Origin of the sequence: Sphingobacterium sp. UBA7855, assembly GCA_002500745.1 — a bacterium.
GTDB lineage: Bacteria > Bacteroidota > Bacteroidia > Sphingobacteriales > Sphingobacteriaceae > Sphingobacterium.
Genome location: DLST01000007.1, coordinates 258,625 through 282,118 on the forward strand (window position 1 = coordinate 258,625; position 23,494 = coordinate 282,118).

Sequence of the window (23,494 nt, forward strand, 5' to 3'; positions counted from 1 at the left end):
TTTTTAAAATTATATATAACCTAAATATAGTGATTTGTTTTTAAAGAGTCAACTGTTTTGTCTTCAAATAATGGGAAAAATACGTTTTTGGACATCAATTTTGAAGTTTTGGGTAATGGTATCAAAAAACAAATTGTTGATTGGTTTGTTTTCGGCAACCAAGTAGGGAATTTCCAATATGTTATTTTTTAATTTAATACGGTAATAGCCATATAACAACCCTCTGGTCGTCTGAATCGATTCAATTTTCTGCACGGCTTCAATATCCTTTAAAAGGTTAAAGCTATAATTTTCTCCTTTTAATTGTTCAATAAATACTTCATCAGTTTTGGCATTATACCATACTTGCAGGCTCTTTACCTTATTAAAATGGTTGTTGAACAAAAAAAGATAGCCTATAAGAAAGAATGCAATGGGAAGGAGGAAGAGGATAATTTTTATCTTCACAAACAGCAATACGGTAATCAGAATCAGGATGACACCCATGATGACATTGGAAATGGTTTTTTTTAGATTTGCCTGGATGACTTCGGAGGAAGCCTCAATCAATTGAAAACCTGATTTTAAATCTTTGGATCCACCAGCAGCAAACCCAAAAAGATTAAATTTTTTGCGTATCATCAGATAAGCAATAAGGATAAAAAGTCCAATGATCAGGAACCGCATATTGTATACCTAGTATTGTTCATCTTCGTTTGGGTATTTTACTGCTTTCACTTCAGCCACATAATTGCTTACTGCAGTGGTAATTTGCTCATGCAAGTTAGCAAAATGACGCATAAATTTAGGTTTAAAATCTGCATTCATGCCCAGCATATCGTTAATGACAAGTACCTGACCATCGCAATCCGGTCCAGCACCGATACCTACCGTAGGAATTGTCAATGTTTCGGTCACTGCCTTGGCCAATTTTGCAGGTATCTTTTCCAACACAATTGCAAAACAGCCGGCGTCCTGTAAAGCAAGCGCATCCTCGATGAGTTTAGCTGCCTCTTGTTCTTCCTTGGCACGGACACCAAAATTACCAAATTTGTTGATAGATTGAGGAGTAAGGCCCAGGTGACCACATACGGGAATACCGCCGGCAATGATTTTTTTGATGTTTTCTATGATTTCAAGACCACCTTCCAATTTCAGAGCATGTGCGCCCGATTCCTTCATCATACGGACGGCTGCGTTGTAGGCCTCATTGGCAGATCCCTGATAAGAACCAAAGGGCAAGTCTGCCAGCACCATGGCGCGCTGCGTTCCCCTTGCAACTGACGCCGCATGGTATATCATATGATCAAGGGTAATAGGCAAGGTGGTTTCATATCCAGCAAATACGTTGGCGGCAGAATCTCCAATCAAAATAACATCAACACCCGCCTGATCAACCATTTTAGCCATGGAATAATCATAGCTGGTCAGCATAGATATCTTTTCCTGACGATCTTTCATGGCTTGTAGCATGGCGGTGCTTACGCGTTTCATTTCTTTGTTTACAGACATCTTAACTTTTATTTTGTGTCCAAAAGTAAGCTTTTTATCATACATTGACCAATATTCTGCCTGGTGTTTTGTATTTTTGCCAAATGATACAAAATGAGAATCGTCTATTTAAATTTCCTAAATTTTCAGAATTAATCATTCATGAGGATGAAAATTTGATTGTTATCAATAAGCCACCGTTTGTAGCTTCTTTGGATGAGCGTGAGGGCGGAGAGGTGAATATCCTTCGATTGGCGAAAAAATACCATCCGGATGCACAGGTGTGCCACCGTTTGGATAAAGAGACTTCGGGTATTTTATTAATTGCCAAAAACCCCGAAACGTATCGTTCAATTTCTATCGCATTTGAAAAAAGAAGAGTGAATAAGACTTACCATGCGATCATAGGCGGTACGCACACTTTTCAGAATTTGCTGGTTGATTTACCGATCTTGAATCAGGGCAATAAAAATGTATCGATTGACCGTGCCAATGGCAAAGCAGCGGAAACCATATTCAATTCGATCAAATATTACAAGAATTATACATTAGTGGAATGTAAACCCATTACTGGACGGATGCACCAAATCCGTATTCACCTAGCGACACAACACGCAGCAATTGTTGGCGACGATATGTATCGCGGTAAACCGGTCTATTTATCCCAAATTAAGAAGCGTGGGTATACCTTGTCGAAACACGAGGAAGAACAGCCTATCATGAAGCGTTTTGCGCTACATGCCAAACATATCGAATTCGAACTGAATGGCGTTAAGTTGGTTTTCGATGCGCCCTATCCAAAGGATTTTGCGACCTTATTAAAGCTGTTAGATAAGTTTGATTCATAAATAGGCCATTTACAGATGAACCCGAAGACAAAGAAAATAGTCGGAAACGTTGTATTTGTACTGGTTATTGGTTTGCTGATTTGGCCAACAAGTAGAAGTTATTTTCAGCAAGCCCTAATGAAAATAGGCTTTTTTAAACTAAAGTTAGAAGTTACGCCGGACGCTAAAAAATCTTTTGCGACTTCGCCCAAGTTAGGCACTGAGGTATCTTTTATAAACCAGCAAGGCATGCCCGTAAAGGTGGCTGATCTGAGAGGAAAGGTGATTTTTATCAATTTTTGGGCAACTTGGTGTGCCCCTTGTCGGGCCGAAATGCCTTCGATAAATAAACTTTATAATACGTATAAGGATAGCGCCCATGTTGTGTTTTTGATTGTTGAGGTAGAGGGTGATAGAGCGAAGGCCGAAGCGTTCATTAAGGCAGAGGGATTGAACTTACCGCTAAGCTTTCCGAACAGTGATATTCCAAAGGAGTGGCTTTCTGGGCCTATTCCAACAACACTCATATTGGATAAGGAAGGAAATCTTGCCGCAAGACATGAAGGGCTGGCTGACTATTCCACTCCAGAGGTGACCAAATTTATTCAAGATTTAATCAATAAATAATTTTTTAAGATCTCTAAAATAAGCATGACAAGAGCAGAACTTATTCATCAAATAAAAGCGAAACGCTCATTTCTATGTGTCGGACTGGACACTGACCTAGCCAAAATACCTGACCATCTTTTAGACGATGAGGATCCGATCTATAGCTTTAACAAAGCTATAATAGAAGCAACAGCTGATCTATGTGTAGCCTACAAACCGAATATAGCATTTTATGAATGTTATGGAATAAAAGGCTGGCAATCGCTTCAAAGAACCTGGGCTGCCTTACCAAAGGACTGTTTTAGTATTGCTGACGCAAAAAGAGGGGATATCGGTAATACATCCGGACGTTACGCGATGGCATTTTTTGATGAAAAGGCTTCTGGTCTCGGATTCGATAGTATCACCATTGCACCTTATATGGGCAAGGACTCGGTAACGCCGTTTTTGGATTTTAAAGACAAATGGGCTATCGTGCTAGCGCTAACATCAAATGCGGGTAGCTTAGACTTTCAGAATTTTGAGAATAAAGAGGGGCTGCAGTTGTTCGAACAGGTGATCGACAAAGTCAATACCTGGGGCACGCCAGAAAATCTTATGTATGTGGTCGGGGCAACCCGGGGAGAAGGATTTATCAAAATTAGGGAGCATGCGCCAGATCATTTTTTATTGGTTCCGGGCGTGGGTGCTCAGGGGGGCTCGCTCGAAGATGTATGTAAATTTGGTATGAACAAAGATTGTGGACTTTTGGTCAACAGCACAAGGGGCATTATCTATGCTTCAAAAGGGACTGATTTCGCTGAAAGAGCGCGGCAGGAAGCTTTAATTCTTCAAAAAGAAATGGAAATAGAACTGGTAAAAGCGGGTATTATTTCCTGATTTGACATTTAATAATTCATTCGTAATACTTACCTTTGCAGCATGCCAGAAAAAATTATAATTCTAGACTTCGGGTCTCAATACACACAGTTGATCGCAAGACGTGTCAGAGAGCTAAATGTGTATTGTGAGATACACCCGTTCAATAAATTGCCAGATTTTGACGACACCGTAAGAGGTGTTATCTTTTCGGGAAGTCCTTATTCTGTTAGACAAGAAGATGCGCCACAAATAGATTTTGTCGCTATTCAGGATCGTTTCCCACTTTTAGGCGTATGTTACGGAGCGCAATACATTGCTCAAAAATCCGGCGGTGAGGTGTTACCTTCTGAAATTCGTGAATATGGTCGTGCAAATCTGCAGTTTGTCAATAGTGAGAATGAATTATTGGCAGGCGTACCCACGCAATCGCAGGTATGGATGTCTCATGGCGATACGATTAAAGAAGTACCTGCACATTTTGAAATTATAGCGAGTACAGATAAAGTGCGCGTAGCAGCGTATCAAGTAAAAGGTACCCGCACATACGGTATACAATTTCATCCCGAAGTAACGCATAGTACAGACGGTGCTATCGTATTGAAAAACTTTGTTGTCAATATTTGTGGTTGTGCACAGGAATGGACACCAGATGCTTTTGTCGATACAACGGTATCTTCTTTGAAAGAGCAACTAGGTGATGATCATGTTATTATGGCTTTGTCTGGTGGGGTAGATTCGACAGTTGCTGCGGTGTTATTACACCATGCAATCGGAAAGAAACTCCATTGTATTTTTGTAGATCATGGTTTGCTTCGTAAGGATGAATATGAGCAAGTATTGGATTCTTACAAAAATATGGGCTTAAATATTAAAGGAATCAATGCAAAAGATTTGTTTTATGGTAGATTAGCTGGAGTTTCCGAGCCAGAAGAAAAACGCAAGATCATTGGTAATTCGTTTATTGATGTCTTCGATGAAGCTGCAAAAGAGATCCAAAAGGAATTGCCTGAAGGCATTGAAGCGAAGTGGTTAGGGCAAGGAACAATTTACCCTGATATCATCGAATCAGTTTCAGTGAAAGGGCCTTCGGCGACTATCAAATCACACCATAACGTTGGAGGCTTACCTGATTTCATGAAGCTGAAAGTTGTGGAACCACTTAAGACTTTGTTTAAAGATGAAGTCAGAAGAGTAGGGAAAGCGCTGGAAGTTGATCCGTCAATTTTAGGTAGACATCCATTTCCTGGGCCGGGTTTGGCAATTCGTATTTTGGGTGATATTACACCCGAGCGTGTACGTATTGTGCAAGAGGCTGATGCGATCTTCATCAATAATCTGAAAGAATCCGGTTGGTATGATAAAGTATGGCAGGCAGGCACAATTTTCTTACCTGTGCGTTCAGTAGGCGTTATGGGTGATGAGCGCACTTACGAGCACGTCGTTAGCTTGCGTGCGGTCGGTTCGCTAGATGGAATGACTGCGGATTGGATACATTTACCATATGATCTGTTGGCAAAGATTTCAAATGAAATTATCAACCATGTGAAAGGAATAAACAGAGTTGTGTATGATATCAGTTCAAAACCACCCGCTACAATTGAGTGGGAATAAAATATGGGTTGCGGCGCTTGTAGCGTTATGCCTTGCAAGCTGTACAACCAAAAAAAGCACAGTATTGCGTTCGCCTTCCTCTGGTCATGGCGAACAGCAAACTGCTGTTACTAAACCACCTGTTGACAAAGAAAGTACCATTACCAGGATGGGGGATACCCAACATGTCAATGGCTATGCTGTGAAAAATAATCGCATCGCACTGCTTTTGCCGTTCGAGTTAGGTAATATTGCAGGCACAGTTAGGAAGGAAGACGTGGAGCGCTCATCTTTGGCGCTGGATTTTTACCAGGGATTTCAGTTAGGTCTTGACAAAATTGCGAAGGAAGGTGCTTTGTTCGATTTGCAGGTAATTGATTCTAGAGACAATGTTGCGTATAATGCAACATTGGGTACATCGGCCAATGTCAAAGATGCCGTGCTCGTGGTGGGACCAGTATATCCGCGTGAGATTAAGAGCTTTGGGCAGGCCTTTGCAAACAAGAACGTTCTACAGGTTTCTCCATTGGCAGCAACCATGGCTTCTGAATTTAGCCTCCCCAATTTGGTTTCTATAACACCATCTATTCGTACACACGCCGAAACATTGGCGAAGTATGTTGCCGAGCAATATTATAATGGGGATCAGATTGTTATTTACGATGCTGGTGATGATGACAGCAAACAATTTTTGGTCAATTTTGCAAACGAGATTACCAAAGCTAACCCACAGGCTAAAGTAAAAACGGTTATGAGCATCAATGAGCTTAACAACAGTCTTGTGTTGGCAGGTACCAATCATATCATTTCAGGTACTGCCAATAAAAATTTAGTAAAGGGCCTCTTGGATGCTATGGATGAACGCTTTCTGAATCCAGGTAATCAGTTTAAATTATATGGACACCCAAACATGGCCAAGCTTTCCTTTGAGAATTTCGAAAACATGGATTTTTATGCATTGACCATTACCTCTTCTAACTTGGTTGATGAGACGGATGGAGATACCAAAAAGTTTATTGGAAATTACAAAGCTGCTTATAAAGTTGATCCGTCCGAGTTTTCTTACAAAGGGTATGACGCTGCATTGTATTTTGGTCGATTGATTCATAAGTATGGAGTGGATTATGTCAGCCGAATGACGCAGGAGAAGTTTTCGGGATTGAATAGCGATTACAGATTTGAATTTTACCCAAAATGGGGCTATGCAAACAGATCGTTGGGCATGTTGGTCTATCACGATAAAAAATTTGAAAGAAAATAATCTTTGAATGGCTGAATTCAGTGAAAAACGTGTTCATCAGCAAATACGTAATTTTGAGCGAGCAATGGATGGTTTTGAAGCTGATCAACCATTTTCACGTTATTTAACAACTTTTTTTAAGCTAAATAAACAAATGGGATCTTCCGACCGAAAGGCCATCTCCCGTTTGTGCTATAATTATTTCCGTTTAGGGACTGCAGCTCCGCAGTTATCACAGCAACGTAGGTTGGTAATTGCCGAATTTCTATGCGAGCAGGAAAGCCCCTTAGTGGCAGTTCTTGAACCTGCTTACGCCGATAAGCTTCACCTTTCAATCCGAGACAAAATTAACTTTTTGGAGTCTGAAGGCTTTTTTAAATTGGAAGACCTATTTCCCTTTACGGAGCATATTTCTGAAAAGGTGAATTTAACTGCCTTTTTGGAAAGTCAGTGCATTCAGCCCTATTTATATATTCGGGTAAAACGAGGAAAGACAAATTTCGTGCGCGCCATTTTAGATGGTAGTCAGATTCCCTATACCACTATTGGCGAGCAGACCATTGCCTTAACTAATGGTACCTCCTTACAACGATTTGATGCCTTGGATGGCATTATTGAAGTACAGGATCTTTCTTCACAACGTACTTTAGCGTATATGGAGCCCGGAGAAAATGAATCCTGGTGGGATACATGTGCAGCTTCGGGTGGTAAATCCCTTTTATTGATGGATGCTTGTCCTACCGTAAATTTGTTGGTATCGGATATTCGTATGAGCATTCTTCGGAACCTCGACGAGCGTTTTGATCGTGTCGGAATAAAGCATTATCGCAAGAAAATAATTGATCTTAGCAAAGATACTTTTCCGCTCCTTGGGAGCGAAAAATTTGACGGAGTACTTTTGGATGCGCCGTGCACAGGATCAGGAACGTGGGGACGTACGCCCGAAATGATTCGGCAATTTAGGGCCGATAAGATCGCTGAATTTAATGCACTTCAAAAAAATATAGCCAGTCATGTGGTGGGGCATGTAAAAGTGGGTAAGCCACTAATTTATATCACTTGCTCCATTTTTAAAGCAGAAAATGAAGATGTTGTCAGCTATATTGCTGATCATTTTGGTTTTGAAATAGCACGCATGGATTACTTGGAAGGGTATACCGAAATGGCCGATAGCATGTTTGTCGCGCGTTTGATAAAAAAGTAATATCTTATTGTAGAAAGTGTATAGGCTATTTTTTCCAAACGGAAAAAATAGCCTTTTTTCATGACTATACGTATTTTTGTTACATTCGTTAGTCACATTTACTGGGGATCACCAGTACCGGGCAGGTAGATTTGCGAATAACCGATTCAGAGACAGAACCAGATATAAAATGATCAAAACCGGTCCGCCCATTAGAGCCCATGATAATCAGATCCGCAGACCATTCGTGCGATGCAGCCAGAATTTCTTCTTTAATAGATCCTATTCGATTAAACAAATAGACTTCGCCTGCACCAGTAAACTCGCGGCTTATCTTCTCTAAATACTTTTGCGCATTGTCCTGTTCCATTTCCGAAACCTCCGGAACGATGATAGGCTGCTGTCCCAATAAGGGATCGGCGCCAAAATTGGCAGGAGAAGTAGGGGGGATAACGGTAACAAGTGCTACGGAAGCTCCAAATACCTGGGCCATTTCTTTCGCATAATGTATTGCCTTTTCAGCGCATGGTTCGTCGTCAACAGCGACTAATATCCTTTTGAATTTTGAATTTGTATTCTCCATATCTGCTATTATTGATTTATCTTCGTCATATAATATATAATCATAGATTGGACGATTTTGTTTTATTAGCATATGAAATATGGTATTTGTACACTTGCTCTCGTACCGTTACGTCTAGAACAGGCACACCGTAGCGAGATGGTTTCTCAGGTATTGTTTGGAGAGCTGTTTGAGATCCTGGATGAACAGGCGGATTGGACATCAATACGCTTATTGGAAACGGATTATTTGGGTTGGATTCAAAACGGGCAGTTTCAGCAACTAGCCGACTTGGATAGACAACATTATTTAAGTGGAGAGCCTACTATTGTTGGACGGGAGGGTGGAGTTCTTTTTAACGATACAACACAATTGCAGCTCTGTCATGGTACCAAGCTTTATCTAAATGCAGGGAATACCGTCAATTTATCGCAATTGACATTTACCTATCAAGGTCGTATCAATACCTTTATCAGAGAGCAATTTGAAACCGAGTTAGCGCAATTGGCCTTAAGTTACAAAGACGTTCCTTATCTATGGGGTGGACGTTCGCAATGGGGGATTGATTGCTCTGGTTTCTCCCAATTGATTTATAGGTGTTTCGATATATCCTTACCACGCGATGCTTACCAGCAGGCCGAGATCGGGCAGACTGTAGATTTTGTTTCGGAAATACAGGTAGGGGATTTGGCTTTTTTCGATAATGCCGAAGGAAGGATTACACATGTAGGGATTATGCTGGATCGCGATACGATTATCCATGCTTCTGCAAAAGTTCGTGTGGACAGGATGGATTCAGCAGGTATTTTTAATGCAGAACTGAATTGCTATACACACAAACTTCGCATTGTTAAACGGTATAATTAACATAGGAAAAAGAAGGGCGATAAAATAGTTTATCGCCCTTCTTTTTTCTATGTGTTTCGTTGAGACTAGAATTTGAATGTCAAACCAAATTTAGCAGTATCAAAGAAGTTGTTAAAGCTATTGATGTTTGCATTAAATTCATTAGATGATTTAGCACCATCAACATCAACTTTTGAAGTTTTGAACGACAATAAGTCAGTCAGACCAAAATTGATCGCAATCTTAGGTGTCACAAAATAGTTGATCCCCAAACCAGCGTTCGCACCGAAACCTTTTGTTTTAGCCATATCAATTGTGGTAGTTCCATTATTGATTTTTCCATCTTCTTGCGCATAACCAGCACCAAGTTGTGCATACGTTTTGAATCTTGAACCTAACTCAAGGAAATAGTAACGTCCAAATGCACCTATACCGAATTGGTTGTTTTTTACATATGATTCATTCGACTGATCTACGTTCTTTGTCGCTTTTTCATTACCAACGTTTACATCTAAACCAACTGCGATCTTGTCAGAGACGAAGTAACCAACAGAAGGGTTGAAGTTAAAGGAATTTGTTTTTGTTTGATTAGTCTTATCGTTTGAAGTATTAGCGGATAGGTTACCTTCAACAATAACATCGCTCTTTTTGAATCCGAATTCTTGTGCTTGTGAAGCAAATGTCAAACCAGCTACAGCTGCTAATGTTAGTAAAACTTTTTTCATGTCTTTTTTTATTTAATAGTTTGTTTTAATGTGCCAGTTATTACTTCCTGACTTTTTAAATTTGTTAGTCAAATATCGAAATCATATTCTATTTTTTTGTCATTGGATTGTCTAGATATTTGATATAATCGTAAATTATAGTGGATCAAGGTCTTAAAATTTGTTATAATTTTATTTTTATTGTTTCTATTTAATGATAATGATATTATGCTGACTTTTTGTTTTTAATTGTCAAATTCAAGCAAGAAGATAAAAAAAAGCCATTTGTCAGTATTTGACAAATGGCTTTTTTTCATTATAAAATTAAATCTTACTCGAAATATTCTTTGATTCGTTCGAAGAATGATTTTTCACTTTTACCTGGTTGAGGTTTAAAGTTTGGTGATTCTTTCAGTTTGTTCAGTAATTCTTTTTCTTCATTAGACACAGCTTTTGGTGTCCATATATTAACATATACAAGCTGGTCTCCCTTGTGGTAAGAATTAACCTCAGGAATACCCTTTCCTTTTAACCGTAAAATTTTACCACCTTGTGTGCCGGGCTCAATTTTGATTTTTGCTTTTCCGTCTATTGTCGGAACTTCCACGCTGGTTCCTAATGTAGCATCTACAAAATTAATATACAAATCGTAGATGACATTGAGTCCGTCGCGTTTTAAACTTTCGTGAGCAACTTCTTCGATCAATATAATTAAATCTCCCGGTACACCACCACGTGGGGCTGCATTTCCCTTTCCGCTCATGGATAGTTGCATGCCTTCACTTACCCCTGCCGGGATATTGATGGAGATTGTCTCTTCGCCACGTTCAAGTCCTTCACCACGACACGTTGTACATTTTGCCGTGATTTCTACGCCTTCACCATTACAGGTAGGACAGGTGCTTGTAGTTTGCATTTGTCCTAAAATCGTATTGGTAACTCGTCTAACTGATCCCGATCCACCACAGGTTTTACAGGTATGGAAAGAAGATTTATCTTTAGCACCCGATCCGTCACAGGTATGACAGACGACTTGCTTGTTGACTTTTACCTTTTTCTCAACGCCTTTGGCAATTTCCTCAAGCGTTAACTTAACTTTTATGCGTAAGTTGCTTCCTCTGGCTACGCGGCGTCCGCCACGCTGGCCACCGCCGCCGCCAAAGAAACTTTCAAAGGGATGTCCTCCGCCAAAGATATCACCAAATTGACTGAATATGTCTTCCATATTCATGCCGCCGCCGCCGCCGAAACCACCGCTGGCAGAATTACCAGCATGGCCAAATTGGTCATAACGTTGACGTTTCTGTGGATTGCTCAAGATATCGTATGCCTCAGCAGCTTCCTTAAACTTTTCTTCAGCCTCATGGTCACCCGGATTTTTGTCCGGATGATACTTTATCGCTAGCTTGCGATACGCTGATTTAATCTCCTTCTCGTCCGCTGATCGCGAGACACCAAGTATATCGTAATAATCTCTTTTTGACATCGTCTTAATATTATTGACCTATAACTACTTTTGCGTGACGGATAACTTTGTCACCTAAGTAGTAACCTTTTTCGATCACATCCACCACTTTGTTCTTTAACTCTTCTGTAGCGGCAGGTATTGCTGTAATAGCCTCTTGTAACTCAGGATCGAAATCTTGGTCTTTAACGTCCATTTCCTTTAACCCTAATTGCGATAATGTTTGTCTGAATTTATTGTTGACAATTTCCATTCCCGTTTTGACCGACTCAACATCAGTTGCAGTCTCCATGGCTGTTAACGCTCTGTCAAAATCATCCAATGTAGGCAACAACTTGCTGATAACATCTTTCCCAGCTGATTGAATCAATTCAACACGTTCTTTACTTGTACGTTTTCTATAATTGTCAAATTCGGCAGATAGACGAATGTACTTATCCTTTGCCTCTGCCAATTCTGCAGCCAGTTTATCTTCAGTAGACAGTTCTTCTGCTAGGTTATCAGCAGGTAGTTCTTGTTGTTCAGAAGAATTCGTTTCTACTGGATCTTGGCTTTCATCGTAATAATTATCTTGCTCATTCATATCTTCAATGCTAAAATTAGATTCAAAAATTTACTCTATGCTTCGTTTGTCAAAGTTTTTGCCAAACAATAAAATTCCGACAGCTTGTCAGATTTTATTAAAAAAGCCTAACAATTTGTCGGAATCGGTATTTTTATATGTCAGTTTTCCGTTTAGATACTGACATTGTCCTGTAATATACCATCACCGGTTTTAATGATACGGGAAGGCATATTGCGGATAATGGTATAATCGTGTGTGGCCATCAATATAGCTGTTCCTGAGCTGGCAATATCTCTTAGCAACAAGACAATTTCTTCTGATGTAGCAGGGTCTAGGTTACCTGTAGGTTCATCTGCCAAAATAATTTCTGGATTATTTAACAATGAACGGGCAATCACAATACGTTGCTGTTCACCACCGGAAAGTTCATGGGGCATTTTCTTCAATTTGGAGCGAAGTCCAACTTTTTCCAATACGTCCAAGATACGGCTATCGATCATTTTCTTGTCTTTCCACCCTGTTGCTTTCAGTGCAAACTCGAGGTTTTTCTCGATGCTTCGATCCGATAGAAGATGAAAGTCCTGAAAAACGATTCCCAGTTTTCTACGCAGGTATGGAACATCATTTTCATGCAGTTTTTTTAAATCAAAACCAGCAATCATGCCCTCTCCATTACCAATGTATAAGTCGCCATAAATTATCTTTAACAAACTACTCTTTCCACTGCCGGACTGACCGATAAGGTAGATAAACTCGCCTTTGCCGATATTTAGATTTACATTCGACAATACCAAATGTTTCTGTTGGAAAATGTCAACGTTTTTTAATGTAATAACTTTATTTTCAATCATGGAAGCTAAAATTCTAATTTTTTAATTTGTCCAAAGGGCATTTCTCTAACCAGTTGCATGATATATGCTGCCTTTTCTCCTAATCCGATCTTATCAAGCGATTTGTCCGGGCGGTCGACTCTAAAATATGCAAGTAAGGTGAACGCATCATCTCTTAGTTGTACATAATCAGGGATTTTGGCTACACCTTTTACTTTAATGATATACATAGATTCAAAGTTAGTATTTTTAATGCAATTTCTTTACTACGAATTTAAAGGAAGCTTAACAGTTGGCAAATAGAAAATCCAGCGTATTCACCCCATCGGCGTAATCATCTAGCGATGGACACTGGCTTTCGCCAAAATGAAATTGTGGAGACGGCACTTTCAATGCCAGTTCGGATACAACACATTGAATGTTTTCTTGCGCTAATGTCAGCTTATTCTTGACTTCAGCAATTGTTTCGTAAGTTTCATAATAAACCACGGCGAGGGGAGAAGCTGTTTTCTCATCTTCTTTCAGCAATAAAAATCCATTATCAAAATGTTTGTCGCCATTGATCAGATAGATGGATTTGTTGTAATCATAATTATTGGTATATTTAAAATGCGCTGTCACATTATTGAATGCCGCTATACCTTCAAAAAAATGGGCTATTGGATACTCCTTTGGTATAAATAGTTTGGAAATAGAGCGGCAACCCAGTCCAAAATAATCGAAAATATCATGCCCAAGAGCTCCCAGCTGGCTAGGAGATTCCGCTCCCCCCAACACAGCTACACTATTTCGATTGCGGCGGATAATATGCGGCTTGGTACCAAAATAGTAATCGAAATAGCGGGCGCTATTGTTAGATCCCGTTGCGATGACCAGGTCGAAATCTTTTAATCGGTCAACAATTTCAAAAGCATCGCCAAAATATGGATCAATTTTTTTCAGCAGACCCATCACATAGGCCGTCAGTCCCGCGTCGTCAGATGATACTTTTATTTTGGCTTTAAAGCCACTTATCAAAACAGCGAGGATGTCATGGAATCCGACCAAAGGTATATTGCCCGCGAGAATTAATCCTACAGTTTTTGTCGATTGTATATCTGGGTATGGCGCCAACCAATGCGTAAGTTTCTCTATGGTAAGATTTTCTGCAATCGCCCGTAGCGCGCGTTCAACATTTTGTGGGGTATACCAGGGGTTTTTATGTTGGGCAGATTGGATAATCTGACTGGATTCTTCAGAAGGCAGTTGAAGCTGCTCGCCTAATTTTACAAATGCATTTATTCGTTGTTCCTTTGTCAAAATATTAAAATTTTAAAAGATGAATACACAAATTTGTGTTATATTTGTGCTGTTAACATTAATCAACGTGAATCATCTAGCCTTATTGTACAATTCGACTTTGTTTCATATTGATAATGCAAAAATAGTTTATTTATCATAATTGTGAGGTTATAAATGGCGATTAAAATTACAGACGAATGCATTAACTGTGGTGCTTGCGAACCCGAATGCCCAAATAATGCGATATACGATGCTGGTGTAACTTGGAAATTCTCAGATGGGACTGCTTTGGACGGGATTATTGATTTTGGCGACGGTGTTACACTTGATGCCAATGAGTCTCAAGAAGCAATCTCTAATGAAGTCTATTATATTGTTTCGGATAAATGTACAGAATGTGTAGGTTTCCATGATGAGCCTCAATGTGCAGCGGTTTGCCCTGTAGATTGTTGCGTGGACGACGAAGATGTGCGTGAGTCTAACGACGAGCTATTAGCGAAAAAATCTTGGTTACACGCGGAATAAGTTTATTGCTCCGCAAGAGATATGAGGCAGGAAAAGAAATTTTCCTGCCTTTTTTGTGTTTTACAATTTTGAGAAATCGATATTTTGTTGCGAAACATGGCTATTTGGAATAATAATATTTGCAAAAGCATAGTATTTTTTTATTTTTGTTCTTTTGACCATTAAAATCTTTTAAATGTTAAAAACCAAAATAGGGTTGATGACCCTGATCACAGTTACATTAGCTTGTATCATTGCTGTATTATACGAATTTGATGTTGTAGGCTTTTCGCATGAATTTCTAATGGCTGTCCGTTGGATAGTTGCTACCGTTTTGGTTGTCAATGCGCTTTTTAAGAAAAATTTGACCACCTGGATTTTGACCTGCATGATTATCGGGATCTTCGTTGGGTTAGATTTTCCAAATCTGGCGATTTCCTTGCAGCCTTTAAGTAAAGGTTTTATCAAGTTAGTGAAAACAATTGTTGGACCTATTCTCTTTGCAACGCTCGTTTACGGAATTGCAGGCCATTCCGATTTGAAGCAAGTGGGACGTATGGCATGGAAATCTATGCTGTATTTCTTCTGTGCTACAACCTGTGCTATTTTTATCGGTTTAGGCGCTATTAATCTTACTCGGGCAGGTGTGGGGGTTGATGTTGCCCATATGCCGCATGAAGAACTTCCTGCGCCCAAAGAAAGTATGGATGAGCATATCCTTAAAACACTTCCTGACCATGTGCATCCCGTTTATAAATTCACTTCTTTTATACGTGACCTCTTTCCTGAAAACATTGTAAAATCCGTTGCTGATAATCAGGTTCTGCAGATTGTAGTCTTTTCGGTTTTATTCGGTATCGGATTGGCGATGGTGGAAGAAAAAAAGCGTAAACCTTTGGTAGATTTTACCGAGAGCATGTCTGAAGCGATGTTTAAATTTACAAACATCATTATGTATTTTGCCCCAATAGGGGTTGGAGCAGCTATGGCCTATACGGTAGGGCATCTTGGTGTCGATATCTTGAAGAATCTCTTCATGTTATTGGCTACGCTGTATTTCGCTTTGATCTGCTTTTTATGTCTGGTCCTTCTCCCTGTCGCGCTTTACTTGAAAATCCCTGTCAAACGGTTTATCAATGCAATTAAAGAACCTGTTTCAATTGCATTTGCGACAACGAGTTCAGATGCCGCATTACCGAAAGCAATGAGTGCGATGGAAAAATTTGGGGTCCCCCGTAAAATTGTGTCTTTTGTGATTCCTACCGGGTATAGCTTTAATCTGGACGGAACATCCCTTTACCTGTCATTGGCAGCAATTTTCGTAGCCCAAGCTGCAGGTATACATTTGTCGTTTGGCCATCAACTGATGATTGCCTTTACATTGATGATCACATCAAAAGGCGTTGCCGCCGTTCCAAGAGCTTCATTAATTATTTTAATTGCTACAGCTGATCAGTTTGGATTGCCTACATTTGTTATTGCTGCAATTTTGGGTATTGATGAATTGATGGACATGGCCCGCACTTCGGTAAATGTTGTGGGAAATTGTCTTGCAACGGTTGTTGTCGCTAAATGGGAAGGAGAGTTTGATGAGGAAGCCCCTTATCGCGAAGATAAAGAAGAACTGGTGTAGAAAAGTATAGGGACTGGTAAATAGTCTACTACTAAAAATGCAGTTTTAACCAAGGTTAAAACTGCATTTTTTATTATTTAACTGTGCCCTCTACATAGTACCAGAGGTCACCTTGTTTTTTGAAGGTAGACTTTTCATGGTGAACCTGCACTTGCATCTGTGCATCCAGATAATGTGCTTCGAACTCAACGGTATGGAGCGTAGATTTAAGAATTTGAAGCTGCATCCATTTATTCTCCATTGCCCAATGTCCGATGGCCCGTTTATTTTGGAACCTTCTTGTCGAGGGATGAAATGTACGGTATAAAAAATCGATTTCTTTTTTTACAAAGGCACTATATCGTGCGCGCATTAATGCTTCTGCTGTATGTGCTTTGGCATGGCAACGATGTATTTGTTGGCAGCATTCATCATAGTTGATGCCCGTGCCACAGGGACATAAATGGCCTGATTCCATCACTTTTCTAAATTTTACCAGCCTTTAATCGCACCATTTTTAAACACTTTTTTAGCTGTTGCTTCTACTTCGGGTGACTGATAGGCTTGAATAAACTGTTGTACCTTCTCATCGTTTTTATTATCTGCGCGGGCAACAATCAGGTTCACATAAGGAGATTCCTTGTCTTCTGTAAATAAACCTTGTTTTTCTGGATCCAGTCCAGCTTGAGCGGCAAAACTATTGTTGATGATGGCAATGGTCACTTGCGGATCATCAAGAACGCGAGGCAGCTGCGGAGCTTCCATTTCGATAATTTTAATCTGTTTTGGATTAGTCACGATATCGGTCACTTTGGGTTGTATACCTACATTTTCTCTTAATCCGATAATGCCTTCTCGTTGGAGAAGCAGCAGTGAACGTCCACCATTGGTGGGATCATTAGGAATAGCTATAACGGCACCAGGCTGTAAAGCAGTGATCGTTTTTATTTTGTTTGAATAGGCAACGATGGGAAATACAAAGGTGTTTCCAACGATGGTTAATTTAGTGAAACCGCGTTGTTTCGATTGCTCCTGTAAGTAGGGCTGATGCTGGAACACATTCACATCAATATCACCCTGATTTAATGCCTCATTCGGTACCACATAATCATTGAAAGCCACCAACTCAACATCGAGATCGAACTTTTCTTTCGCAACCTTCTTAGCCGTTTCTGCAAGCTCTTTTTCTGGACCTGATACCACACCCACTTTAAGGATATGCTCTTTCTTTTCTTTGTTATTGCATGCCACAACCGTGAGGAGACTGAGGGCTAAGATTACAAATGCATAGTTCAATTTTTTCATATCATCCAATTTATATTATCGATGGTTTACTTTTTTTGAGATGTAATCTCCTGTGTATTGCAACAGGAATACGATTAAAATTAATAAAATTAAAACAGAATTCATGATAAAAGTATCATAGCCGACATAACCATACTGATAACCAATCTGTCCCAGTCCACCAGCACCTACAGCGCCACCCATTGCGGAGTAACCAACAAGAGTAATTAACGTAATTGTTGCATTGTTTACAAGCGAGGGGAGAGCCTCAGGAAGCAACACTTTAAAAATCACCTGTTTTGCGTTTGCGCCCATTGCTCTTGCGGCCTCAATCAGGCCATTCGGAATTTCAAGTAAGCTATTTTCCACAAGTCTTGCAATAAAAGGTGCTGCACCTATACTCAATGGAACCAATGCTGCGGACATCCCGATTGATGTTCCGACAATATGACGTGTAAACGGAATCATCCATACAATAAGTATAATGAATGGAATAGACCTAAAAATATTCACGAACAAGGATACAAGTTGGTGCATACCTTTGTTTTCGAGCAACTGATGCTTTCGGGTTAAGAAAAGATATATTCCAAGGGGTAGCCCCAGGAGAAAGCCAAAAAAGCCCGACAGAAAAGTCATGGCTAAGGTCTCTAAAGTACCTGATAACAGCAGTGTAAATACCTGATCAGACATAGCCTAATATTTTTGTTTGTGCATGTTTTTCTTTTAAGAAAAATATACTGTTTGTTATATTTTCTTGTTCTCCGGATAGTTCAGCCAATATAACACCGAATTTTAGTTCGCCAATATAGTCGATTTGTGCCGTAATAATATTTGTTTTGACACCAAATTTTTGTTCCAATTGCGCAATAAAAGAGATGGATTCTTCATTTGAGGTGAGGTAGATTTCTACCAGTGGATTCCCCGTAGCTTTTAATCGTTCCAGGAAACTCAATGGAATTTCAACTGCAAGTGAAGATTGAATAAAATTCTTGGTGGTTGTCTCTTTTGGATTGGCAAATATTTCCTCTACCGGGCCCGTTTCAATCAGTCTTCCCTTGTCTAATACGGCCACTTGGTCACAGACACTTTTTATAACCTCCATTTCGTGTGTGATCAGCAATATTGTTAGGTCAAGCTGCTTATTTATTTTTTTTAGCAGCTTGAGGATGGCATTTGTTGTCGCTGGATCGAGCGCACTTGTAGCCTCGTCGCAAAGAAGTATATAGGGGTCGTTGGCTAAGGCTCTTGCAATGGCAACGCGCTGCTTTTGACCGCCTGAAAGATTTGCAGGATAAACCTCGGCCTTGTCTTCCAATCCTACCAAATGCAGTAGTTCCACTACCTTTTGATGGATAAAATCTTTTGATTTTCCCTCCAGTTCAAGTGGAAAAGATATGTTTTCATATACCGTTCTTGAGGATAAGAGATTGAAATGCTGAAAAATCATTCCAATTTTTCTCCTTTTCAGTATAAGGCTACTGGCGGACAGCGACATCAAATCGTCGCTTTCTATCATTACTTGACCAGAATCTGGTCTTTCTAGCAGGTTGACACAGCGTATCAATGTACTTTTTCCGGCCCCAGAGGAACCTATAACGCCGAAAATTTCTCCTCTGCCGATAGACAGTGAGACATCTTTTAAGGCATCAATACGCGCGGCTTTTACTTCAAACGATTTGGATATGTTGTTTAGTTGAATCATTGACTCTGTCAGGAGTTAAATGTTTTATTTGGACAAATGTATGATGATGCCATAAATGTACACAAATGCCACGGATAAAAAAGAACTCATTACGCCCTTTTTTATAGTGTTTTGTAGGCCGAAATTACTTGCTTTGCCGATCCGAGTTTATCAATGCCATATTCGATAATATCACCATCTCGAAGGAACCTTTGCGGCGATTTTCCCATTCCAGATCCTGCAGGCGATCCTGTAGAAATAATATCACCTGGAAGTAAGCTCATGAATTGACTCAAATAGGAAATTAACTTGGGTATACGATAGATAAAATCGCTGGTATTACCATCTTGCATAAGTTCACCATTGAGCTTCAGCCATATTCTTAAATTATCGATATCTTCTATTTCGTCTTTAGTAGCTATAAACGGACCGATAGGTGCGAAGGTGTCACATCCTTTACCTTTATCCCAGGTTCCGCCGCGTTCAATTTGAAATTCACGCTCCGTAACATCGTTGTGCAGCACGTAGCCAAATACATGATCCAGCGCCTCTTCCTCCGTCACGTAGGAAGCCTTTTTTCCTATAACGATGGCAAGTTCAGTTTCCCAATCTGATTTCACAGAGGATTTCGGAAGGGTAATTCCATCAAAAGGACCGTTGAACGCCGATACAGATTTCATAAAGACAATAGGTTCTGAAGCCTGCTCCAATTTTGTCTCTTTCACATGATCATCAAAATTAAGTCCTACGCAGAGAATTTTGGAAGGGGCTTCCAATGGTGTTCCGATACGCTCATCATCAGCTATCTCTTCAAGCTTGTCACTATGCTCAATGACGTAGGTTTGAAGTCTTTCCAAATTCGAAATATCCGCAAAGAAATCGCGGTTATATTGGAAATTTCCTACTGAAACATCATATCTCTTTTCGTTTAAAATGACTCCCGCCTTTTCGGAGCCCTTTGCGCCATATCTAAAAATCTTCATAAGCCGCAAATATACGGATTTTGTCCCAAAAAGGGCGGAAAGTAACAGCAATTAACAATTAATCGATATGTAAATTGTCTATACAATTATTATCCAAAAGCGGGTATTTAAACGGAAATCTCTCCTGAACAATCTTTTTGTTACTTACCCATGTGCCATCGAGTATCATTTCCTGTCCTTTTTTTCCCAGCATCCACCGGATCAAAAATGACGGGGTAGGCAGCCTCAAGTAGAAAGGGCCGTATTTACGCCTGGCGATCCTTTTTGTAAATTCGCCAAGGGGAAGCGGTTCAGATGAGCAGGCATTGTAAATACCTGCGAGGTTATTGTTTTGTATGCCAAATAACAACATATGACAGAGATCATCCATATGGATCCAGCTGAGCATCTGCTTGCCCGAACCCAATATCGGAATTGAACGGAAGGGTAGGAAGCGGCCGACTTCCTTTAATAATCCCTGGTCCTTGCTGATCACAACTCCAAAGCGGAATACAACAAGTCTTTTTCCCAACGTTTCAATAGGTTTAACACTTCCTTCCCAAAGGTTGCAAACCCAGGATAGAAAATTGCCGCCTTGAGGGTCTTCTTCTGCAAAAGGCCTTTTCTGGTACAGGTCGTCCGCTCCATACCAACCAATAGCGGAGGCAGATATAACTGCTTTAACATGATTTGGCAGCTTTTTTAAACTTTGGTAAAGCAACTGCCCACTTTCTACGCGGCTGGCAATAATTTCTTGCTGATACGCTTTTGTCCAGCGCTTGGCGTTGAGATTTGCACCTGCCAGATTGATGATATAGTCAGCTTCTTGAATCGATTTGACATCTATTTCCTGTTTTTTGGGATCCCAATGTACATATTTGACGTTGGCCTGGGCAGGATACGACTTGGGATTTCTTGTAAAAATAATCACGTCATAGTGATTGGCAACCAATAGCTTTGTCAAATGGAGACCAATAGCTCCACTACCACCTGTAATAACCACTTTCTCCATGAATCGAACGTTGATTTTAGTAAATTAATTTGAACATTTCACTCCTCCCTATATTACTGATACTAAATATACTGTTTTGGTTTATAAAAATCATGAATTATCCTTAGCAGCCAGGTATTTTTCGTTGTCATAGCCTGATCCCGCAATACGCTTTAGTAATGCATTTAAGAACATTTTTCCTGCATTGTAGTCGAGTGTCGCTGTTTGCTCATCGTCGTTTCAGTCTACTTCAGCATGAGCTGAAGCGCATTTTCTATAGGTTTTTTGCACATAGCACAATTTCCAGGAATTTTGATGTCGCTAGCTATTAAATTGTTGTCTTGCGCATAGTTTGTAAGAGCGCATAGCGAGACCATCCCTGTCGCGATATCATGTTGTATTTTCATAGCATGAAATGAAAGAATTAATTTGCCCCTTGTCCGTAAAAACGATATAAAATACTAGTTGGATTTCGAAAGCTTTTGAAAACTCATACCACTCCATTGAAATTCTTCCTGCTTTTTTGTGATTTTAAGATTTGGATTTTCTACATTATCGTCCAAAGCTTCCCCTTCTTCGATGTATTTATAGATAATCTGATTGTTTTTGCCATGTTCGGAAGGAAATAGCATCTTTTCATCGTAATAATAAATACCCGCATCAGCGACCGAATACCGACTCGGTAGATCAATAAGTTGCTTTCCTGTCCAGGCCATATAGTAATATTCTGATGGTATGCCGCAGGCTTCACCCAAAAACTCCATACGCAGAATCTGCTTGACGTTTTGCAGACCCATTGCCGGAAGCAATTTACTTTGAGCGAAGGTTTGCCCAGAGTAGGTGAAACGATAGGTATGTTCTGCTAGAAAATCTCCATTTGCATCGAGAATTTTGACACCTGTTGAGAAGTGATTCTGTTCGTCGCTACTTTCAGTCAAACGATCAAAACCGTATATGTATTGCGAGCCATCTGAGGCGCTTTGTTTTCCAAGCGCCAATAGCCCCAGCCAAATAAAGCCAGTTTTTTTGATGCCGTCTTTAGTATAGGTTATTTCATGCCAAGGGGCATAAAAATTTTTTATGGTATTTCCCTTAAATGGTGGGCTAGTGATCGTAACAACATTTCCTACAGATAGCGAATCAACCATGGCAGCTTTAAGATTAGGTTGCTTGCGCACGTAAGCTTTTGCTGCAAAGACGGTGGTCTGCTGACCAGCCCGAACATTCCATAAGTTGAAGTTATCGTCGAAGTTTAAATTTTCTTGCGCTTCTGTGTAGAGTGGCCCTGCACCGAGTATAACTAAACAGTATCCAATTAATTTTCTCATATTTCACCGTTCTTTATTGCAAAAATAGACCAATTGGTCCTAAACTTGATCACTGGTTTCAGGTATTTTTTAGCAGTCGTAGGGAATTTTTATCTATCCACAAGTTCAGCTATGTTATGGTTCTATTAACTCTTCTCAAACTTTTATGCTACCCAAGTGCAAACTATCTGTATTACCTTCGCCATAGCTTTCTAAAAAGAAGATAAACATTTCATAGGTCACTTCATTTTTATTTTTCTTGATCTTAATGTTTTGTTTTCCAGAAGATAAGGTGCTTTCTAAGTCATTGGTCAACATCTGAAAGGGCACTCCTTCATCTGCCGCACTATACAAAACTAAGAAGGAGTTGTAGTGCTGGGTTTTATATTTTTCTTCCAGATAGGTGTCATATTCCCAAGTAACTTCAAGCACTTGATTTTCATGATCATATTCGATGCTATAAGAACTGATGGGATTTGGACTTCCTTTTGCGATCATAAACTTCTGCCAGTCAATCGCAAATCCATCATCTTGACGAATGAGAGCTTCTTTCAAATTATACGACATCGCGGCGTCGTATGGCCTTTTAGGAGCGCTATATGTCTTATACCCCAATTTGATGATCGGATTGAGCATAATGATATGTGACCTCACCATTTTGAAACGTGTTCGAGAGAGCAACTGACCAGCACTGGGCTTTCGCTTTTTTACGCGAGGAAGAGACCGTACATAATTTCCTGCTTTAGTCAAAACAAATACAACAGAACCTGCCTTTCCCGAGACAGATCCATTGACGCCATTTTTAAGGATTGCCATAATTGCTTTATTAAGTTTATAAATATTTAATATAAGCATTAAAGCTGGTAAAACCTAATATCAATTTATCCCTATAAACAAAATTTATACATTTTTTAGCCAGTAATTAGTCACTACTTCGTCACTACTGACTGAATGATGACTGAGTAATCACTGAACGAGCACTGAATAAGCACTGTCTAAATGGCAAATTTGGGTATGAATTGATTAGGTTTTGCTAGCCTTAGAAATTAGCGGAGTAAAATTTTGGATGGGCTATGCCTTTGTAACAAAAATTTCATCAAACCATAGTTGATCGTTGTGT

At 39.8% G+C, this 23,494-nt stretch carries 26 protein-coding genes; 9 read left to right on the forward strand and 17 right to left on the reverse strand.

Going from position 1 to position 23,494, the window contains the following annotated elements:
• Window positions 1-63: 63 nt before the first annotated feature.
• Window positions 64-666 carry a hypothetical protein gene (locus tag B2107_RS05975; RefSeq protein ID WP_293954020.1) on the reverse strand — a complete coding sequence of 201 codons (603 nt, stop codon included), beginning with the start codon at window positions 664-666 and terminating at the stop codon, window positions 64-66.
• 9 nt (window positions 667-675) lie between these two features.
• Complete coding sequence (gene panB, locus B2107_RS05980) at window positions 676-1,491, reverse strand: 3-methyl-2-oxobutanoate hydroxymethyltransferase (RefSeq protein ID WP_293954083.1); 816 nt, start codon at window positions 1,489-1,491, stop codon at window positions 676-678.
• Window positions 1,492-1,574: 83 nt separating this feature from the next.
• Between panB and B2107_RS05985 the strand changes: the two genes are divergently transcribed.
• From B2107_RS05985 to B2107_RS06010, 6 genes are read left to right on the forward strand one after another with little or no spacing between them, the layout of a single operon-like run.
• Window positions 1,575-2,318, forward strand: coding sequence for an RluA family pseudouridine synthase (locus B2107_RS05985; protein ID WP_293954021.1), 744 nt, complete (start codon window positions 1,575-1,577; stop codon window positions 2,316-2,318).
• Between the two features lie 15 nt (window positions 2,319-2,333).
• Window positions 2,334-2,924, forward strand: a complete 591-nt coding sequence (locus B2107_RS05990; protein WP_293954023.1) for a TlpA family protein disulfide reductase — start codon at window positions 2,334-2,336, stop codon at window positions 2,922-2,924.
• Window positions 2,925-2,948: 24 nt separating this feature from the next.
• Window positions 2,949-3,785 (forward strand): orotidine-5'-phosphate decarboxylase, encoded by an 837-nt coding sequence (gene pyrF, locus B2107_RS05995; protein ID WP_293954025.1) that lies wholly within the window; start codon window positions 2,949-2,951, stop codon window positions 3,783-3,785.
• A 42-nt stretch (window positions 3,786-3,827) separates the two neighbouring features.
• A complete protein-coding gene (gene guaA / locus B2107_RS06000) occupies window positions 3,828-5,378 on the forward strand; it encodes a glutamine-hydrolyzing GMP synthase (RefSeq protein ID WP_293954027.1) in 1,551 nt (516 codons plus the stop codon).
• A complete protein-coding gene (locus B2107_RS06005) occupies window positions 5,335-6,618 on the forward strand; it encodes an ABC transporter substrate-binding protein (RefSeq protein WP_293954029.1) in 1,284 nt (427 codons plus the stop codon). Before guaA ends, B2107_RS06005 begins: the two co-directional genes overlap by 44 nt.
• A gap of 7 nt (window positions 6,619-6,625) precedes the next feature.
• Window positions 6,626-7,801: an RsmB/NOP family class I SAM-dependent RNA methyltransferase gene (locus B2107_RS06010; protein WP_293954031.1), complete on the forward strand. Its 1,176-nt coding sequence runs from the start codon at window positions 6,626-6,628 to the stop codon at window positions 7,799-7,801.
• 88 nt (window positions 7,802-7,889) lie between these two features.
• Here the strand turns inward: B2107_RS06010 and B2107_RS06015 are convergent, their stop codons facing one another.
• On the reverse strand, window positions 7,890-8,363 hold the full coding sequence (locus B2107_RS06015) for a universal stress protein (RefSeq protein WP_293888038.1): 474 nt from the start codon (window positions 8,361-8,363) through the stop codon (window positions 7,890-7,892).
• A 72-nt stretch (window positions 8,364-8,435) separates the two neighbouring features.
• Between B2107_RS06015 and B2107_RS06020 the strand changes: the two genes are divergently transcribed.
• Window positions 8,436-9,209, forward strand: a complete 774-nt coding sequence (locus B2107_RS06020) for a C40 family peptidase (protein ID WP_293954033.1) — start codon at window positions 8,436-8,438, stop codon at window positions 9,207-9,209.
• Between the two features lie 65 nt (window positions 9,210-9,274).
• On the opposite strand, the gene B2107_RS06025 is transcribed toward B2107_RS06020, so the two are convergent.
• The 6 genes from B2107_RS06025 to B2107_RS06050 form a co-directional block, all read right to left on the reverse strand.
• Complete coding sequence (locus B2107_RS06025) at window positions 9,275-9,913, reverse strand: outer membrane beta-barrel protein (protein ID WP_293954034.1); 639 nt, start codon at window positions 9,911-9,913, stop codon at window positions 9,275-9,277.
• Between the two features lie 310 nt (window positions 9,914-10,223).
• Window positions 10,224-11,378 (reverse strand): molecular chaperone DnaJ, encoded by a 1,155-nt coding sequence (gene dnaJ / locus B2107_RS06030; RefSeq protein ID WP_293954036.1) that lies wholly within the window; start codon window positions 11,376-11,378, stop codon window positions 10,224-10,226.
• 10 nt (window positions 11,379-11,388) lie between these two features.
• Window positions 11,389-11,940 carry a nucleotide exchange factor GrpE gene (locus B2107_RS06035; RefSeq protein ID WP_293954038.1) on the reverse strand — a complete coding sequence of 184 codons (552 nt, stop codon included), beginning with the start codon at window positions 11,938-11,940 and terminating at the stop codon, window positions 11,389-11,391.
• Between the two features lie 152 nt (window positions 11,941-12,092).
• Complete coding sequence (locus tag B2107_RS06040) at window positions 12,093-12,773, reverse strand: cell division ATP-binding protein FtsE (protein WP_293954040.1); 681 nt, start codon at window positions 12,771-12,773, stop codon at window positions 12,093-12,095.
• 5 nt (window positions 12,774-12,778) lie between these two features.
• Window positions 12,779-12,982, reverse strand: a complete 204-nt coding sequence (locus B2107_RS06045) for a fructose-6-phosphate aldolase (RefSeq protein WP_209580968.1) — start codon at window positions 12,980-12,982, stop codon at window positions 12,779-12,781.
• A gap of 55 nt (window positions 12,983-13,037) precedes the next feature.
• The gene (locus tag B2107_RS06050) at window positions 13,038-14,051 is read right to left on the reverse strand and encodes an acyl-CoA reductase (protein WP_293954042.1); all 1,014 of its coding nucleotides are present in this window, start codon (window positions 14,049-14,051) and stop codon (window positions 13,038-13,040) included.
• Window positions 14,052-14,207: 156 nt separating this feature from the next.
• Between B2107_RS06050 and B2107_RS06055 the strand changes: the two genes are divergently transcribed.
• Window positions 14,208-14,558 carry a 4Fe-4S dicluster domain-containing protein gene (locus tag B2107_RS06055; protein ID WP_209580961.1) on the forward strand — a complete coding sequence of 117 codons (351 nt, stop codon included), beginning with the start codon at window positions 14,208-14,210 and terminating at the stop codon, window positions 14,556-14,558.
• A 175-nt stretch (window positions 14,559-14,733) separates the two neighbouring features.
• Window positions 14,734-16,170 carry a dicarboxylate/amino acid:cation symporter gene (locus tag B2107_RS06060; protein WP_293954044.1) on the forward strand — a complete coding sequence of 479 codons (1,437 nt, stop codon included), beginning with the start codon at window positions 14,734-14,736 and terminating at the stop codon, window positions 16,168-16,170.
• Between the two features lie 73 nt (window positions 16,171-16,243).
• On the opposite strand, the gene B2107_RS06065 is transcribed toward B2107_RS06060, so the two are convergent.
• From B2107_RS06065 to B2107_RS06100, 8 genes are all read right to left on the reverse strand, one after another.
• Window positions 16,244-16,627, reverse strand: coding sequence for a YchJ family protein (locus tag B2107_RS06065; RefSeq protein ID WP_293954046.1), 384 nt, complete (start codon window positions 16,625-16,627; stop codon window positions 16,244-16,246).
• Window positions 16,628-16,641: 14 nt separating this feature from the next.
• On the reverse strand, window positions 16,642-17,454 hold the full coding sequence (metQ, locus tag B2107_RS06070; protein ID WP_293954048.1) for a methionine ABC transporter substrate-binding lipoprotein MetQ: 813 nt from the start codon (window positions 17,452-17,454) through the stop codon (window positions 16,642-16,644).
• A gap of 15 nt (window positions 17,455-17,469) precedes the next feature.
• Complete coding sequence (gene metI, locus B2107_RS06075) at window positions 17,470-18,123, reverse strand: methionine ABC transporter permease MetI (RefSeq protein WP_209580951.1); 654 nt, start codon at window positions 18,121-18,123, stop codon at window positions 17,470-17,472.
• Complete coding sequence (locus B2107_RS06080; RefSeq protein WP_293954050.1) at window positions 18,116-19,135, reverse strand: methionine ABC transporter ATP-binding protein; 1,020 nt, start codon at window positions 19,133-19,135, stop codon at window positions 18,116-18,118. Before B2107_RS06080 ends, metI begins: the two co-directional genes overlap by 8 nt.
• A gap of 101 nt (window positions 19,136-19,236) precedes the next feature.
• Window positions 19,237-20,097, reverse strand: coding sequence for a fumarylacetoacetate hydrolase family protein (locus B2107_RS06085; protein ID WP_293954052.1), 861 nt, complete (start codon window positions 20,095-20,097; stop codon window positions 19,237-19,239).
• 58 nt (window positions 20,098-20,155) lie between these two features.
• Window positions 20,156-21,088: a TIGR01777 family oxidoreductase gene (locus B2107_RS06090; protein ID WP_293954054.1), complete on the reverse strand. Its 933-nt coding sequence runs from the start codon at window positions 21,086-21,088 to the stop codon at window positions 20,156-20,158.
• 440 nt (window positions 21,089-21,528) lie between these two features.
• On the reverse strand, window positions 21,529-22,395 hold the full coding sequence (locus B2107_RS06095) for a hypothetical protein (protein WP_293954056.1): 867 nt from the start codon (window positions 22,393-22,395) through the stop codon (window positions 21,529-21,531).
• A gap of 135 nt (window positions 22,396-22,530) precedes the next feature.
• Window positions 22,531-23,190, reverse strand: a complete 660-nt coding sequence (locus B2107_RS06100) for a DUF6266 family protein (RefSeq protein WP_293954058.1) — start codon at window positions 23,188-23,190, stop codon at window positions 22,531-22,533.
• Between the last annotated feature and the right edge of the window lie 304 nt (window positions 23,191-23,494).

Coding starts and splice junctions, on each gene's coding strand:
- B2107_RS06065 (WP_293954046.1), bottom strand. CDS start 16,627: ATGGAATCAGGCCATTTATGTCCCTGTGGCACGGGCATCAACTATGAT.
- B2107_RS06060 (WP_293954044.1), top strand. CDS start 14,734: ATGTTAAAAACCAAAATAGGGTTGATGACCCTGATCACAGTTACATTA.
- B2107_RS06020 (WP_293954033.1), top strand. CDS start 8,436: ATGAAATATGGTATTTGTACACTTGCTCTCGTACCGTTACGTCTAGAA.
- B2107_RS06080 (WP_293954050.1), bottom strand. CDS start 19,135: ATGATTCAACTAAACAACATATCCAAATCGTTTGAAGTAAAAGCCGCG.
- B2107_RS06085 (WP_293954052.1), bottom strand. CDS start 20,097: ATGAAGATTTTTAGATATGGCGCAAAGGGCTCCGAAAAGGCGGGAGTC.
- B2107_RS05985 (WP_293954021.1), top strand. CDS start 1,575: ATGATACAAAATGAGAATCGTCTATTTAAATTTCCTAAATTTTCAGAA.
- metI (WP_209580951.1), bottom strand. CDS start 18,123: ATGTCTGATCAGGTATTTACACTGCTGTTATCAGGTACTTTAGAGACC.
- B2107_RS06015 (WP_293888038.1), bottom strand. CDS start 8,363: ATGGAGAATACAAATTCAAAATTCAAAAGGATATTAGTCGCTGTTGAC.
- B2107_RS06095 (WP_293954056.1), bottom strand. CDS start 22,395: ATGAGAAAATTAATTGGATACTGTTTAGTTATACTCGGTGCAGGGCCA.
- guaA (WP_293954027.1), top strand. CDS start 3,828: ATGCCAGAAAAAATTATAATTCTAGACTTCGGGTCTCAATACACACAG.
- B2107_RS06045 (WP_209580968.1), bottom strand. CDS start 12,982: ATGTATATCATTAAAGTAAAAGGTGTAGCCAAAATCCCTGATTATGTA.
- B2107_RS06100 (WP_293954058.1), bottom strand. CDS start 23,190: ATGGCAATCCTTAAAAATGGCGTCAATGGATCTGTCTCGGGAAAGGCA.
- pyrF (WP_293954025.1), top strand. CDS start 2,949: ATGACAAGAGCAGAACTTATTCATCAAATAAAAGCGAAACGCTCATTT.
- metQ (WP_293954048.1), bottom strand. CDS start 17,454: ATGAAAAAATTGAACTATGCATTTGTAATCTTAGCCCTCAGTCTCCTC.
- panB (WP_293954083.1), bottom strand. CDS start 1,491: ATGTCTGTAAACAAAGAAATGAAACGCGTAAGCACCGCCATGCTACAA.
- B2107_RS05975 (WP_293954020.1), bottom strand. CDS start 666: ATGCGGTTCCTGATCATTGGACTTTTTATCCTTATTGCTTATCTGATG.
- B2107_RS06025 (WP_293954034.1), bottom strand. CDS start 9,913: ATGAAAAAAGTTTTACTAACATTAGCAGCTGTAGCTGGTTTGACATTT.
- B2107_RS06010 (WP_293954031.1), top strand. CDS start 6,626: ATGGCTGAATTCAGTGAAAAACGTGTTCATCAGCAAATACGTAATTTT.
- B2107_RS05990 (WP_293954023.1), top strand. CDS start 2,334: ATGAACCCGAAGACAAAGAAAATAGTCGGAAACGTTGTATTTGTACTG.
- B2107_RS06040 (WP_293954040.1), bottom strand. CDS start 12,773: ATGATTGAAAATAAAGTTATTACATTAAAAAACGTTGACATTTTCCAA.
- B2107_RS06005 (WP_293954029.1), top strand. CDS start 5,335: ATGATATCAGTTCAAAACCACCCGCTACAATTGAGTGGGAATAAAATA.
- B2107_RS06035 (WP_293954038.1), bottom strand. CDS start 11,940: ATGAATGAGCAAGATAATTATTACGATGAAAGCCAAGATCCAGTAGAA.
- dnaJ (WP_293954036.1), bottom strand. CDS start 11,378: ATGTCAAAAAGAGATTATTACGATATACTTGGTGTCTCGCGATCAGCG.
- B2107_RS06090 (WP_293954054.1), bottom strand. CDS start 21,088: ATGGAGAAAGTGGTTATTACAGGTGGTAGTGGAGCTATTGGTCTCCAT.
- B2107_RS06055 (WP_209580961.1), top strand. CDS start 14,208: ATGGCGATTAAAATTACAGACGAATGCATTAACTGTGGTGCTTGCGAA.